Here is a 13,909-nt window from a genome sequence, read left to right on the forward strand (position 1 = left end):
CGGGGGGGCGGCGGGAACGGGCCGGGCCGCCGGGGGCGGGAAGGGGCGGGTGTGGAGCATGGGTGGCCGCTTCATCCCGGGGGCCGGCGCCTGAACCGGGAGGGTCTGCGCGGCGGGGACGGAAGGCGGCAGGGGTTCCGGGCGGGCCTCGGGAACCGGCGCGTGCTCCGCATCGGGGCCGGCGGCCGCTGGCGCCGCGGCTTCCGAGAGGGGTGCGTGGGTCTCGACCTTCCGAGGGGCGGGTGGTGGCGGCGCAACCGCGGCGGGAACGACCTCCGAGCGAACGGGTTCGGGGGCCGGAGGCGCCACGGGCGGTGCGGTCTTCTCCGCCTCGGGCTCGGGAGCGGGGGGCGGAACGGGCGCGGCGGGCTTGGCCGGCGGGAGTTTGGCGCCGATGGAGGACGCGGGCCGGTGCAGGATGGGCACCATGGACCGCGGCTTGGGCGGCGGAGGCGGCTCCGGGGCGGGAGCCTTGGGAGCGGGCGCCTGCTTGGCGTGCGCGGGCGACGGTTTCACCGCCGAGGGCCGTGCTGCCGCGGGGCTTTGAGCCTGCGGCGGGGCCGCCTTGGAGGGGGCGGCCTTCGCGGTCTTGGCGGGCGGGGACGCCGCGGGCTTCTTCTTCTGCTTCAGGAGGTCCAGGACCTCCTCGTCCACGGAGCTGAAGTTGGAGGAGGCCTCCACCCCCCTTGCCTGCAGGTCTTGCAGAAGGGTGGCGGCCGGCACCCCGATCCTCTTCGCGAGTTCGTAGATCCTGACCTTCGCCATGCTCAGACCTCCCCCTGCCCGTCCGTTGGCGCCTTTTCCCCGGCAGGGGCCTCGCCGGCGTCCTCGTCCGCCTCCTCACCGGACGTCTCCCCGGCCCCGTCCTCCGGGCCAGCCCCCGCTTCAGGGCGCGCCCCGTCCTCCGAATCCCCCTCCTGGGGCTCGAGCGACTCCTCCTCGGGAACGACTTCCCCGGAGGATTCATCGTACTCCTCCGAGGAGCCCATCATGGAGGACATGGCGGCGAGGATCTCCTGCTTCTTGACCTCCTCGCTCTTCACGTCCAGCTCCCACCCGACGAGCTGGCCCGCGAGCCGGATGTTCTGGCCCCGCTTGCCGATGGTGAGGGAGATCTGGTCCTCGGGGACCACGACCTCCATCCGCCGGGCCTCCTGGTCCACGATCTGCACTCGGGTGACCATGGCCGGAGCGAGGGCCGCCTTGACGAGATCCTGCAGGTCCTCCTTGTAGGGGATGATGTCGATCTTCTCCCCCCGCAACTCCCGGGTGACCGCCTGAACGCGCATGCCGCGCATGCCGATGCAGGCGCCGATGGGGTCCACGTCCCGATCCTTGCTCACCACGGCGATCTTGGTCCGCTCGCCCGCCTCGCGGGCCACGGCGCGGATGGCGACCGTACCGTCGTAGATCTCCGGGACCTCCGCCTCGAAGAGCCTCACCACGAACTCGCCCCTGGCGCGGCTGAGGATGATCTGGTTGCCCTTGGCGTTTTCCTTGACTTCGACGATGAGGGCCCGGATCCGGTCGTTCTGCAGGAAGCGCTCGCCTCGGCTCTGTTCGGACGGCGGAAGGAGGGCTTCGGTGCGCCCGATGTCCACGATGATGCTCCGCTTCTCGATGCGCTTGACGACGCCGTTGATGATCGTCCCGACGCGGTCCTTGTACTCCTTGTAGATGATCTCCCGCTCGGCCTCGCGGATCTTCTGGGTGAGAACCTGCTTGGCCTGCTGGGCGGCGATGCGCCCCATGTTGGGAGGGGTCTCCTGGGGGAACTCCAGGATGTCGCCGGGGAGCACGTCCTTCCGGTACGTCTGAGCTTCCTGGAGGGACATTTCGATGAGGGGGTTCTCCAGCTCCGAATCCTCCACCACGCGCTTCACGGTGGCGATGGTGAACTCGCCCGTGTCCCGGTCGAGGTGGCAGACGAACACCTCCTGGGAGTGGAGCACCCGCTTGGCGGCCGCGGCGTAGGCGTCCTCCAGGGCGGCGATGACCACGTCCTTCTCGATGCCTTTTTCGCGTCCCACCGCTTCGATGGCCTGCAACAGTTCGTTGGACATTTGCCGTGTCTCCAGAGAATCCTTTACGGGAATTCAAACACGAGGCGGGCCGACTTGATCCTCTCCAGGGAGAGCCGCCGCACCTCCTCGCCCTTCTGCACCAGCACGTCGCCGCCCTCGGCGCCCAGGGACACGGCGTCGAAAGCCTGCCCCGCATCGTCTCCGCCCGGCCCCAGGACCACGTGGATCTTCTTCCCCCGGAAGCGCTCGAAGTCCTTCGCGGACCTGAGGGGGCGCTCCACCCCCGGCGAAGACACCTCCAGTTCGTAGGCGTGGGGCACCACGTCTTCGGCGTCGAGCTTCAGGGAGAGCGACCTCGACACCTCCACGCAGTCCTCCAGGGAGACGGTCCCCTCGGTCCGGTCCAGGGTGACCCGGAGCCACCACCGGCGGCCCGTGAGTCTGGTCTCCAGGTCGAAGAGATCCAGGCCGCGCTCGGCGGCGGCGTCTTCCGCGAGCAGTCTGACCCGATCCAGCCACGGAGCGGCCACGGCGCCCTCCCTGAAAGAAAAACGTGGGCTACCCCAGCCCACGTAAGACAAACATAACACAAAGATCACAGACGCGCAAGGGCATGGTATCCTTGGGCAAAGGCCCGCTCCGACTTGGAAGGGGCCGCCCGAGGAGACACGATGCCGCGCCCGCTCGTCGCCGCCAATTGGAAGATGTACAAGACCCCGGAGGAGGCCGCGGACTACTTCAGCCGCTGGGCCTCCATGGCCTTCCCTCCGGACCGCGAGGTGCTGTTTCTGCCCCCGTTCCCCCTCCTCGTCCAGGTCCGCGGCGCCCTCCCCGCCGGCCAGTCCCTCGGGGCCCAGAACCTCCACGAATTGGGCGAAGGGGCCTTTACAGGCGAGGTGTCACCGAGGCTCCTGAAGGCCGTGGGGTGCCGGTACGCCCTGGTGGGCCATTCGGAGCGTCGCCACCTCTTCGGCGAGACCGACGGGCGGCTGGGGGCCAAGTTCAGGGCCGCCCTGTCACACGGTCTTCGGCCCGTGTTCTGCGTGGGCGAGCGTCTCGAGGAACGGGAGGAGGGCCGGACCCTGGAGGTGGTCCTGGGGCAGTTGGCGGCGGGCCTGGGCGGAAGCCCGCCGGACTCCGGCTTTGACCTGGCCTACGAACCCGTCTGGGCCATCGGGACGGGGAAGGTGGCCCGACCCGAGGACGCGGCCGAAGTCCACGCCTCCATCCGGGCCTGGCTGGCCGGCCGGGGCGTTTCGCACGACGTGCGCATCCTTTACGGCGGTTCGGTGAAGCCGGACAACGCGGCGGACCTCCTGGGGACTCCCGGAGTGGGAGGACTCCTCGTGGGAGGGGCGAGCCTCGATCCGGAGTCCTTTCACGGGATCCTCACGGCGGTCTCCTGAGTGAGAGGGTGGCCGGGGACGCGCGACTCGGCGCGGGCCCTCTCGGCCCCCCGGGCCTCCCCGCGGTGGTATACTCCCTAACCGTTTGCGGAGGGGTGAGTCATGAAGATGCCGATGGTCATCGTGGGCGGCCAGTGGGGGGACGAGGGAAAAGGCAAGATCGTCAACCTCCTCTCCGAAGCAGCGGACCTCGTGGCCCGCTACCAGGGCGGCCACAATGCCGGCCACACGGTCACGCTGGGCAGCAGCCGCTACGCCCTCCACCTCGTGCCGTCGGGAATCCTGGCGGCGGGAAAGCTCTGCGTCATCGGCAACGGGATCGTGATCGATCCCGAAGCCCTCGTGACGGAGATCCGGTCGCTGAAGGCGGCGGGGATCGACGTGACCGGCCTGAGAATTTCGGACCGGGCCCACTTCATCCTTCCCCACCACGTTCTTCTGGACCAGCTCCGGGAGGCGCGCCGCGGGAGCGGGAAAATCGGAACGACGGGGCGCGGCATCGGCCCCTGCTACGAGAGCAAGTACAATCGGGAGGGCGTGCGCGCCATCTTCCTGAGGGACCCGGAGCGTCTCAAGATCGAATTGGCGAGGCTGTCGGAGGCCAAGAACGCGCACCTGAAAGCCCTCTTCGGCCACGAGGGGATCCCGGCGGAGCAGGTCGTGGCGCGGTTCCTGGAGCTGGCGCCCGAAATCGAGCCCCTGGTGACGGACACGGCCGCCCTCATCCAGGGGTATATCCGAGAGGGGCGGCGCGTTCTGTGCGAGGGCGCTCAGGGCACCCTTCTGGACGTGGACCACGGCACCTACCCATTCGTCACCTCCAGCAACAGCACGGCAGGCGGCGCCTGCACGGGCCTCGGCATTCCCCCCAACCAGATTCGCTCCATTCTTGGCGTCTTTAAAGCCTACTGCACCCGAGTGGGCGAGGGCCCCTTCGTAACGGAACTCAAGGACGCCACGGGAGACCTCATCCGGGAGCGCGGCCGGGAGTACGGCACGACGACGGGTCGGCCGCGCCGCTGCGGATGGTTCGACGCGGTGGCGGCCCGGTACTCGGTGCGCCTCAACGGGCTCGACGCCGCCGCCGTCATGCTCCTGGACGTCCTGGACGCCTTCGACGAGGTGAAGGTCTGCGTGGCGTACGAGTTCGAAGGCCGAAGGATCACGGAGTTCCCCGCGGCCCCCTGGGTCCTGGAGAAGGCCCGGCCCGTCCTGGAGACGCTTCCAGGCTGGCGTTCGGCGACCTTCGGAACCACCGATTGGGATGCCCTGCCCGAAAAAGCCAAGGCCTACGTGGGCCGGCTGGAGGAGCACCTCGGGGTTTCGGTGGCCCTCCTTTCCACCGGGCCCGATCGGGCCCACACCGTCGTGCGCGATCCCTCCCTCAGGGCGCTCCTCGAACGATGAAGCGGAATGCCCTCGCGGCCTCCATCCTCCTGGTCCTCCTGGCGTCGGCCTGGCTCCTGGCGTCTTCGCCGAGGGCACCGAAGGTCGTCGTGCTGGGGTTCGACGGGGCGGACCCCGCCCTCGTCCGAAAATACATGGCCGAAGGCGTCATGCCCAACTTCGCCCGGCTGGACAAGGAAGGCGGCTTCCAGGACCTGCGCGTGACCAATCCTCCCCAAACGCCCGTCTCCTGGGGCGCGTTCATCACCGGCTGGAATCCCGGCCGGAACCAGGTCTTCGATTTTCTGGCGAGGGACATCGAGACCTACAAGCCCCGCTTCGCCCTGATGCAGGAGGGCTCCAGGCGCTTCCTTCTCGGCCGGCACACCAAGTGGGCCTTCGCCGCCATCGGACTGCTCGCGGGGCTGGCCCTGGGCTGTTGGGCGGCATGGCTCCTGCGACGACGTTCGGTCCCGGGAGCGCGTTGGGTGCCCGCGCTGGCCGGAGTGGCCCTCGCCGCCGGCGGGTGGGCCTTCTCGGTGAACTACCTTCCCCGGCGCGTCCCGGAAGCCATCAACCACCTCAAGGGGACGCCGTTCTGGGAGAGAGCCGCGTCGGAGGGGAAGCGCTGCCTCGTCTTCCGGGTGCCCGACACCTTTCCCGCCCAGCCCTACCCGGAGGGGCGCCTCCTCTCCGGGCTCGGGGTCCCGGACATCCGGGGCCGGGTCGGCACGCCCTACGTGTTCACGACGGACCCCTCCCTCACCGCCGGGGACAACGAGTTCAGCGTGGATATCGTCCCGGTTCCGCTGGACGGGCCCCAACCGGCCAGGGTCCACATCCAGGGCCCCTTCAACAAACCCTTCTACGAATACGTGGTGGATGACGCGGGGGGATGCGCCACGGACCCGGTGGTCCGCGCAAAGCTGAGGCAGAAGGAAGAGGAGCGGCTCAAGGCCAGAGGAATCGCCCCGACCGTGGATATCCCCCTGGACCTCACGTGGGACGAAGCGGCCGGGACCTGCACCTACGACGTGCAGGGGCAATCGGCCACCCTGAAGCGGGGCCAGTGGTCGCCCTGGGTGCGCTTCGACTTCGCCCTGAACCCGCTGGTCCACGTTCATGGCTTGGCTCGTTTCTATCTGCTCCAGGCCCCCCCCGACCTGCGGCTCTACCTCTCCCCGATCCACGTCCATCCGGAGGACCACGGCATTCCCATCTCGTACCCGAGGGACTACGCGGAGCAGCTCATGCGGCGCTTCGGCGTGTACAAGACCATGGGATGGGCCATTGACACGTGGACGATTTCATCGGGCCTGGCCGACGAAGGCCAGTTCCTCTCGGACGTGGAGAACACCGAGTCGGACTTCGAGCGGATGATGGTCTCTCTGCTTGAGGACGCGGACTGGGACCTCTACGTCCAGGTCTACGAGTTCACGGACCGGGTGGCCCACATCCTGTGGCGCTACATGGATGAGGGGCACCCCCTCTACGATCCGGCCAAGGCGCCGGCATACCAGGAGGCCATGCGGAAGGCCTACATCAAGATGGACCGCATCGTGGGAAAAGCCCTGGCGGCCATGCCCGAGGACGCCGCCCTTCTGGTCCTCTCCGACCACGGCTTCGCTTCCTTCCGGCGCGCGATCAATTACAACCGATGGCTGCTCGACCACGGGTATCTCTCGCTTCAGGCCGACACGGGCGTCATGACCCTGGAGGATCTCTTCGACGACGACCGGCTCCTCTTCAAGAACGTGGACTGGTCGAAGACGAGCGCCTACGCGCTGGGCCTCGGAAACATCTACATCAACCTGAGGGGCAGGGAGCGGCAGGGGATCGTATCCCCCGGTGAGGAGTACGATGCCCTTTGCCGCAGGCTTCAGGAGGAACTCCCGAAGATCGTGGACCCCGCCACGGGGGAACGGGCCGTTCACGCCGTGTACCGGCGCGAGGAGATCTACCGCGACTTCGATCCAGACGTGGTCCCCGACCTGAGGGTGACCAACACGCCAAACTACCGCGTTTCCTGGCAGACCTCCCTGGGCGGCGCGCCCGAGTCCCTTTTCGAGACCAACGAAAAAGCCTGGAGCGGGGACCACTGCTCCCTCGACCCCTCCTTCGTCCCCGGCCTGCTCCTTTCCAACCGCCCACTTCGGCCCAACCCCGACATGCTGGACCTGGCGCCGACCATCCTGGACCTCCTCGGCGTGCCCCCGAACCAGGACCTCGAGGGGCAATCCCTGGTTCGGCCGGACCGTCCATGAGAAAAGCCCTCGCCGCGGCGGCCGTCCTCACGGCCGCCCTCTGGCCATTCGCACTCCGCACCGCCGAGGAAGTGGAGGCCCAGATCCGGCGCTTGGCCGATCAGGTCGGGGACATCGCCGGAAAGCAGCGGGGCCTTTTGGATCAGGTGGATCTGCTGAGGCGGCGAATCCGGCTCAACGAGGCGGTCCTACAGCGCCTCGCCCAGGAGAGGGCCCGGACCGCCTCGGACCTGGAAGCCGCCCGTCGAACGCTGGAGGAGACGGAGCACCGGCAGGCCCGGGCCGAGGAGTATCTTCGGGCCCGGATCCGCCAGCAATACGCCCTCGGACTCCTGCAGGAGTATCGACTCTATTTCACCGTAAACTCCACCCAGGACCTGAGGGCCGCGGGCCTCTATCTTCAGGCCCTCACGACGCGGGACGCCGCCCGCTTGCGGGAGCTTCAGCGGGCGAGGCGCGTGCAGGAGGAAACCCGGTCCGAGCTGCAGGCCCTCACCCTTCGGCAAGAGGCGCAGGCGGCGGAAACGGTGAAGGAAAAGGCCGCTCTCGAAAGCCAGCAGGCGCGCCTGTCGGTGCTCCTGTCGCGACTGGACCGGGAGCGAAAGACGGCGGAGCAGGCCCTCGACGAATCCCTTCGGGCGGCGAGGGGGATGGACCGGTACATGGAGGATCTGGCCTTTCGGAAGCGGGTGGAGATCTTCACCAAGAACATGGCCGACGCCAAGGGGCGCCTGCCCGCGCCGTGCGAAGGCGCGCGCGGGCGAGGGTTCGGCGACTACGTGCACCCGCGCTTCCGGACCCGGGTGCCCCATCCGGGGCTGGATCTCGCCGCGCCCCTCGGCACGCCCGTTCGGGCCGTCTTCGACGGCGTTGTAGAATACGCTGGATGGCTCAGCGGCTACGGGTACACGGTCATCCTGAGACATCCTGGAGGCTATTTCACGGTGTACGCGCACCTGGACCAGATCACGGTGACCACGGGCCAGAGCGTTTTCGGGCGGGAGGGCCTGGGAACCGTGGGAGAAATCCCCTCCCTGGGGCGTACGGCGCTGTACTTCGAAGTGCGCGAAGGGGGACGCGCGGTGGATCCAGCGGCCTGGCTCGAAGGGGGAACGCATGACGACTAGGTTCTGGACGGGACGACTCCCCCTCGGTGCGGCCTCGCTCCTCCTGGCAGGCTCCCTCGCCCTGACGCACGGGGTGCAAAGCCGGCCCGACGAGACGCCTCTGGATTCCGAATCGTGGGACCTGTTCCGGCGCGTGTTCGGCATGATCCTCAAGGACTATGTGGACCCGAAGGCGCCTCGGGAGATCATCCGCGGGGCGCTCCAGGGAGCGGCGGCGGCGGCGGGCCCCGAGTCGGCCTACATCTCGCCGGAGGAGGTGGCGGCCTACCGGTCCCTTGGCGCTTCCACCGGGTCCCTTCCCCTCTACGTCACGAAGGGAGAGGATTTCGCCCGGATTCTGGCGGTGTACCCCGGAAGCCCGGAGACCCTCCGGCCGGGGACGATTCTCCGGTTCATCGGTTCGGCCTCCACCTACGACCTCACCTATCCGCAGGTCCTCTCGGCCCTCAGGGGGAAGCCGGGGGAGGCCGTCTCCGTGACGCTCATGGATCCGGAGACGTGGCAGTCCCAGACCCTCTCGGTCACCCGACAAGCGCCCCTGCCCCCCCGGGTCCTCGGCCTCCCGGGCGGAGCGGCGGCGCTGGTCCTCCCTTGCCTGGAGGCCGCCCCGTCGGACGCGGTTCTGCAGGCCCTGGCGAAGGCGACCGGGCCCGTTCTCGTGGATCTGAGACAGTGCGCCTCTTGCGACGGGGCCGCCGCCGCCCGCTGGGCCGGCGTTTTGCTCGGCCCCGGAAGGGGACCCCGCTTCAAGGGGCCCGGCGGCGGCGAGAGGCGCGAAGAGACCACCGGCCCTGGAGTGCTGGCTGGAAAGAAGATTCGGGTTCTCGTGGACGGCAGCACCGCAAGGGCGGGAGAGGCCCTCGCCGCGGCTCTCGTGGAGGCGGGGGGGCTCCTCGTGGGACAGCCGACGTACGGGACCGCCGCCCGGGTCGAGGAGTTCCCCCTGTCCGACGGCGGCCTCCTCCGCATGGCCACGGCCTACTACCTGGCGGCGGACGGCACCCTCCTCGAGGACAAACCCATGCACCCGGCCCTCGCGTTGACGCCCGCTCCGGGGGAGCCCCTCGAGCGAATCTACGCCGCGGCCCTGAAGGCCCCTCCGGCCCCGGAGCGCCCCCAGGATGGCCACCCGAAGCCGGGCACGTAAGCGGCCCCGGGGCTCCGTCCCACCCTGGGTTTTCCTCCTTCTGGGCGCACTCCTGGTCGGTGCCCTTCTCCTCCGCTCCAAAGTCCATCCCCCCCGGCCGCCGGAGGAGAGTCCGCCGCGGGACTCGTCCTACGCCGATCCTCCGAAGGGCCGATCTCCAAGGTCCGGAGAGGCGCGTCCTCTCCTCCGGAAACCGACCCCGTCCGGAACGGGAGTTCCCTCCGCTCCTCGCATCGGCAGGGTGGGCCAGGCGGTTCTGGCCGTCGTGCTCGACGACGTGGGCCAAAGCCTGGATCTCGCCGAAGCGGCCTCAGGGCGGCTCCCGGCCCCGGTGACCTTCGCCGTGATCCCCTTTCTGCCGGCCTCCGAAAGCTCCGCGCGGCTCCTTCACGGCCGGGGCTTTCCCGTCATCCTCCACGCGCCCATGGAACCGCTCGGTCCGCGCCGCTGGCGTGCCACCCCCGGCACCCTCCTGACGGGGATGGCCGCCTCCGAAGTGGAGCGGATTCTCCTGCGGGACATCGAGGCCGTTCCCCACGCGGAGGGCGTCAACAATCACATGGGCTCCCGCGCCACCCAGGATGCGGACCTGATGAGGGTCGTCATGGGGGTTCTGAAGGAGCGGGGGCTGTACTTTCTGGACAGCAGGACCTCGCCCCTCACGGTGGCCCACGAGGCCGCCCGGGAGGCGGGAGTCCCGAGCGCCTCCAGGGCCGTCTTCCTTGACGGAGAGGACGACGTGGGTGCTATCATGGCCCAGCTGGATACGCTCGTGGCCCGGTCGAGGAAGGAGGGAGCGCTCGTGGGCATCGGTCACCTTCGCCCGAATACGGTGGAGGCCCTCGCCCGGCGCATGCCTTACTGGTCTTCCCGCTCGGTCCGGTTCGTCCCCCTGAGGGAGGTGGTTCGGTGACGGCCCAGGGAACCCCGGGGACTCTCCCCACGGCCATCGGGAAATACCGCATCGAGCGCGTCCTGGGTCGGGGGGCCATGGGGGTCGTGTACCTGGGGCGGGACCCCACCATTGACCGCCCCGTGGCCATCAAGATCGTGGTCCTTCCCGACGGACTCGACGCCCACAAGATCGCCGAATTTCGGGAGAGATTCCTCCGCGAGGCGCGGGCCGCCGGCCGGCTCAGCCACCCCGCCATCGTGACCGTGTACGAGGCGGATGACGGCTCCGCTTCGGGCGTGCCCTTCATCGCCATGGAGTACGTGGAGGGGCTTCCCTGGAACTACAAGGTGCGCCAGGGCATCAAGCAGGATCCCGACGCCATCCTGCCGCTCTTCAGGGAGATTGCCTCCGCCCTCGACTACGCCCACAAGAACGGGGTCGTCCACCGGGACATCAAGCCCGCCAACATCGTGCAGACGCCGGACGGCCACGTGAAGCTCATGGATTTCGGCATCGCCAAGGTCCCCACCTCGGAGCTCACCCGGGAGGGCCAGTTTCTCGGAACGCCCGCCTACATGTCTCCCGAGCAGGTCATGGGCAGGCCCGTGGACGGCCGGGCCGACCTCTTCTCGCTGGGAACCGTCCTCTACGAGCTGCTGACCTGCAAGAAGCCCTTCCCGGGCGAGGACATCAGCACGGTCACCTACCGGATTGCCCGCGACGAGCCCGAGCCCCTCCTCGAGCTGAATCCGAGCCTCCCCCCGGAAGTGGTCCAGATGGTCCGCCACCTCCTCGAGAAGGACCCCCAGCGCCGGTACGCCACCGCGGGCGAATTCGTGGAGGACATCGACGCCTACATGGCGGGCGCGGCCCTCCCCCACGCGGGGACGGCCCTCGACAACGCATCGGCCGGAGTCGCGGAGCCGACCCTGGTGGCGAACGGTCCGAAGGCCCTCCCGCCGAAAGGGGCCCCGGCGCCCGTCCGAACCCCGCCTCCGCTCGCCCCGACGCCGCGGCGGCGTCTTCCCCTCGCCGTGGCCGTGGGCGGGGCCCTGCTGGGCCTCGTTGTTCTGGGGGCCGTGGTCCTCGGTGCGGCGGCGCTCTGGTCCAAGGCCCGATCGGGCGGACCGACCGGGCAAACGGCGGAGCCGGCTCCTGTGGCAAGCCAGACCCCCGCCACGACGCCTCAGGAAGCCCCTCCCGGTCCGGCCTCCCCTCCCGCGGCTCCCGCCTCCGGCGGTACCGTGCAGGAGCCAAAGGAGACCCAGCCGGTCCAGCCGGTGAAGCCCAGGCGGCCGCCCCCCCCGAAGACGGAGCCCAAGCCCGAGAACGCGGTCCCGGTCCGGCCCGCCGAGCCGGCGACGCATCCCGCCGTCAAGCCCCCGGAGCACGCCCTGGTTGCCTACACGTTCACGAGCAAGATCCTCAAGGGCGGGTTCAAGATCAAGGTGGACGGGAAGGACGTGGTGGCGCGGGACATCCAGCGGAAATTCACACTGAAGGACGAGACCTACACGGGGACCTTCACGGTGCCTCCCGGACCGCACGAAGTGTCCTTCGAGATTCAGACGGACATTCAGAACGTCTCGGGGTCCCACGCCGAATCCCGCACCTTCGAGGCGGGCCAGCGCCTCACCCTCAACATTCGAATGACCCGGCTCAACAAGGAGCTCAGTTTTGCGTGGGTGGAGTAAGGCCCTCGCCGTCTTCCTTCCGGTGACGCTTTTCGGCTGTTCGGCGAGGCTGGCCCCCCAGGACTGGCCCGCGGCGGGGAACTCCTGGTCGGGGCGGGGGAGGTTCATCCTGAGCCGGGGGACCCGCGGCTTCACGGCCCCGTGCGCCTTCGCGCTGGATCCCTCCTCGGGGGCGCGGGTGGAGGTCCGGGATCCCTTCGGGGCCACCCGTCTGCTCCTCTTCGTGGGCCCCAGCGAGGCCACCGTGGTGGATCCGGCCACCGGCCGGTTCGGACTGTGGCGGGGCTCCTCCGACGCCTTGCCCTGGTCCCCCTCGGACCTCTGGTCGGCCATGACCGGGCGGCCCCCTGCAGGAGCCCGGGTCCTCCGCCGGGAGGGCGGTCTGGAGGCTGCGTGGAGCGGCCGGACGGGAAGGATCAAGGCCCTCCTGCGGGAGCCCGTGGAGGGGACGGGGGAATCGGTGCTCCGGGCGCGTGGAGGAGCCGTGCTGACCTTCCGCGTGGAGGGGCTATCAGGCGCCCCCTTCGATCCGGCGGTCCTCTTGCCCCCCGGAGAGCTGTTGCAGACTCCCGCCGATCCGGCCGAACTGCTCTGGGGCCTCGCGCCGTGAGCCCCCTTCGGGTCCACGCCTGCGCCAAGTTCAACCTGGGCCTTGAGGTGCTGGGGAGGCGCCCGGACGGCTTCCATGAAATGCGGACGGTGATCCAGTCCCTCGCGCTGTCCGACGTCCTCGACGTCTATCCAGCCCCCTCGGGTCTCGCCCTGGAGTGCAGCGATCCGTCCCTTCCTTCCGGGGAGGAGAACCTGGTGATGAGGGCCGCCCGAATGCTTCAGGAGGCCTTCTCCTGCAGGAAAGGCGCACGCCTTCGTCTCCTCAAGCGGATACCCGTTCAGGCCGGCCTGGGCGGGGGGAGCGCCGACGCCGCCGCGACCCTGCTGGCCCTGTCGCGGCTGTGGAGGCTGCCCGGCCGTCCCGCGGACCTGATGCCACTGGCGGCGAATCTCGGGAGCGACGTGCCCTTTTTCCTCTGCGGCGGGACGGCGCTGGGCGTGGGACGAGGGGAGGAGGTCTACGCCCTGCCGGACGCCCCCCGCCTGGAGGTCGTGATCGCCCTGTCCCCCCGCGGGATGCCCACCGCGAGGGCCTATGAACAGCTCGACGGTCGGTTGACACGGGCAAACAGGGTCCATACAATACAAGAGATCGTTCAGGGCATCGCCGAAGGGAAGGTGGGAGAGGGGCTTCTGTTCAACCGCTTTGAGGAGGTGAGCGGGCAGCCGGAAGGGGACGCCGCGGCGCTCCGCCGCGCTCTGGAGAAGGGCGGGGAGGGGAGGCTGTTGCTTGCGGGGTCGGGTTCGGCATGGCTGGGGCTCTTCTCCAGCCGGGAGCCGGCCCAGGAATCCGTAAGGAGGATGTCGCACCAGGGCAGCAGGGGAATTCTCACGCACACGCTCACGCGGAAGGACTACTGGGAGTTGACGATTCCGAGCCAGGAAAAGGAGAGTCTGAGATGAAAATCACCGACATCCGGATCTTCCCAGTGGACGAGCCCAAACTCAAGGCGTTCGTCTCCATCATCTTCGACCAGAGTTTCATCGTCAGCGACATCAAGATCATCGAGGGCAACAGCGGCCTGTTCCTGTCCATGCCGAGCAAGAAGCGGAAGGACGGGACCTTCAAGGACATCGCGCACCCCCTCAATAGCGAGACGCGGAAAATGATGGAGGACGCGGTGATCGCGGCCTACAAAGAATCCGCGGGAAACAAGCCCGCCATGTCCGCTCACGCGGCCGAGGAGGCCTCGTTCCCGGAGGCGGATCCGGCCATGGCCTCGGAATCGCACTGAGAAAGCCAGCCAGGGGAAGGCGAGAGGGGCCCGCCGGGCCCCTTTCTTTTTTCCCCCCCGAGGTCCGTCGGCGATCCGCGCTCCTCCGACGCGGTCCGGCCCCGGCCGCCGGATCCAGC

Annotated in this window: 13 protein-coding genes; 10 read left to right on the plus strand and 3 right to left on the minus strand. The window is 69.1% G+C overall.

Features of this window, described 5'->3' with window-relative positions:
* The 3 genes from AB1824_06360 to rimP all read right to left on the minus strand — a co-directional run.
* Nucleotides 1-765, minus strand: a 765-nt coding sequence (locus AB1824_06360) for a translation initiation factor IF-2 N-terminal domain-containing protein (GenBank protein MEW5764584.1), incomplete at its 3' end; no start/stop codon positions are given.
* Nucleotides 766-767: 2 nt separating this feature from the next.
* A complete protein-coding gene (gene nusA, locus AB1824_06365) occupies nt 768-2,063 on the minus strand; it encodes a transcription termination factor NusA (GenBank protein ID MEW5764585.1) in 1,296 nt (431 codons plus the stop codon).
* Nucleotides 2,064-2,086: 23 nt separating this feature from the next.
* Entirely contained in the window at nt 2,087-2,554 is a 468-nt protein-coding gene (gene rimP, locus AB1824_06370) for a ribosome maturation factor RimP (GenBank protein MEW5764586.1), read from the minus strand.
* 141 nt (nt 2,555-2,695) lie between these two features.
* Between rimP and tpiA the strand changes: the two genes are divergently transcribed.
* From tpiA to spoVG, 10 genes are all read left to right on the plus strand, one after another.
* Entirely contained in the window at nt 2,696-3,430 is a 735-nt protein-coding gene (gene tpiA, locus AB1824_06375) for a triose-phosphate isomerase (GenBank protein MEW5764587.1), read from the plus strand.
* 102 nt (nt 3,431-3,532) lie between these two features.
* Entirely contained in the window at nt 3,533-4,837 is a 1,305-nt protein-coding gene (locus AB1824_06380) for an adenylosuccinate synthase (GenBank protein ID MEW5764588.1), read from the plus strand.
* Nucleotides 4,834-7,080 (plus strand): alkaline phosphatase family protein, encoded by a 2,247-nt coding sequence (locus AB1824_06385; GenBank protein MEW5764589.1) that lies wholly within the window; start codon nt 4,834-4,836, stop codon nt 7,078-7,080. The genes AB1824_06380 and AB1824_06385 overlap by 4 nt, the downstream gene beginning before the upstream one ends.
* The gene (locus tag AB1824_06390; GenBank protein MEW5764590.1) at nt 7,077-8,207 is read left to right on the plus strand and encodes a peptidoglycan DD-metalloendopeptidase family protein; all 1,131 of its coding nucleotides are present in this window, start codon (nt 7,077-7,079) and stop codon (nt 8,205-8,207) included. Before AB1824_06385 ends, AB1824_06390 begins: the two co-directional genes overlap by 4 nt.
* A complete protein-coding gene (locus AB1824_06395) occupies nt 8,197-9,354 on the plus strand; it encodes a S41 family peptidase (protein MEW5764591.1) in 1,158 nt (385 codons plus the stop codon). The genes AB1824_06390 and AB1824_06395 overlap by 11 nt, the downstream gene beginning before the upstream one ends.
* Before the next feature lie 241 nt (nt 9,355-9,595).
* Nucleotides 9,596-10,267 (plus strand): divergent polysaccharide deacetylase family protein, encoded by a 672-nt coding sequence (locus AB1824_06400; GenBank protein MEW5764592.1) that lies wholly within the window; start codon nt 9,596-9,598, stop codon nt 10,265-10,267.
* Nucleotides 10,264-11,943 (plus strand): protein kinase, encoded by a 1,680-nt coding sequence (locus AB1824_06405; GenBank protein ID MEW5764593.1) that lies wholly within the window; start codon nt 10,264-10,266, stop codon nt 11,941-11,943. The genes AB1824_06400 and AB1824_06405 overlap by 4 nt, the downstream gene beginning before the upstream one ends.
* On the plus strand, nt 11,927-12,553 hold the full coding sequence (locus AB1824_06410) for a hypothetical protein (protein ID MEW5764594.1): 627 nt from the start codon (nt 11,927-11,929) through the stop codon (nt 12,551-12,553). Before AB1824_06405 ends, AB1824_06410 begins: the two co-directional genes overlap by 17 nt.
* The gene (ispE, locus tag AB1824_06415) at nt 12,550-13,458 is read left to right on the plus strand and encodes a 4-(cytidine 5'-diphospho)-2-C-methyl-D-erythritol kinase (GenBank protein MEW5764595.1); all 909 of its coding nucleotides are present in this window, start codon (nt 12,550-12,552) and stop codon (nt 13,456-13,458) included. The genes AB1824_06410 and ispE overlap by 4 nt, the downstream gene beginning before the upstream one ends.
* Nucleotides 13,455-13,790, plus strand: a complete 336-nt coding sequence (gene spoVG, locus AB1824_06420; protein MEW5764596.1) for a septation regulator SpoVG — start codon at nt 13,455-13,457, stop codon at nt 13,788-13,790. Before ispE ends, spoVG begins: the two co-directional genes overlap by 4 nt.
* The last annotated feature ends 119 nt before the right edge of the window (nt 13,791-13,909 follow it).

It is taken from the genome of Acidobacteriota bacterium, from assembly GCA_040752915.1.
GTDB lineage: Bacteria > Acidobacteriota > UBA4820 > UBA4820 > DSQY01 > JBFLVU01.

Excerpts from the sequence above, each read along its gene's own strand:
- nusA (MEW5764585.1), bottom strand. The coding sequence starts at position 2,063 with ATGTCCAACGAACTGTTGCAGGCCATCGAAGCGGTGGGACGCGAAAAA.
- tpiA (MEW5764587.1), top strand. The coding sequence starts at position 2,696 with ATGCCGCGCCCGCTCGTCGCCGCCAATTGGAAGATGTACAAGACCCCG.
- AB1824_06380 (MEW5764588.1), top strand. The coding sequence starts at position 3,533 with ATGAAGATGCCGATGGTCATCGTGGGCGGCCAGTGGGGGGACGAGGGA.
- AB1824_06385 (MEW5764589.1), top strand. The coding sequence starts at position 4,834 with ATGAAGCGGAATGCCCTCGCGGCCTCCATCCTCCTGGTCCTCCTGGCG.
- AB1824_06390 (MEW5764590.1), top strand. The coding sequence starts at position 7,077 with ATGAGAAAAGCCCTCGCCGCGGCGGCCGTCCTCACGGCCGCCCTCTGG.
- AB1824_06395 (MEW5764591.1), top strand. The coding sequence starts at position 8,197 with ATGACGACTAGGTTCTGGACGGGACGACTCCCCCTCGGTGCGGCCTCG.
- spoVG (MEW5764596.1), top strand. The coding sequence starts at position 13,455 with ATGAAAATCACCGACATCCGGATCTTCCCAGTGGACGAGCCCAAACTC.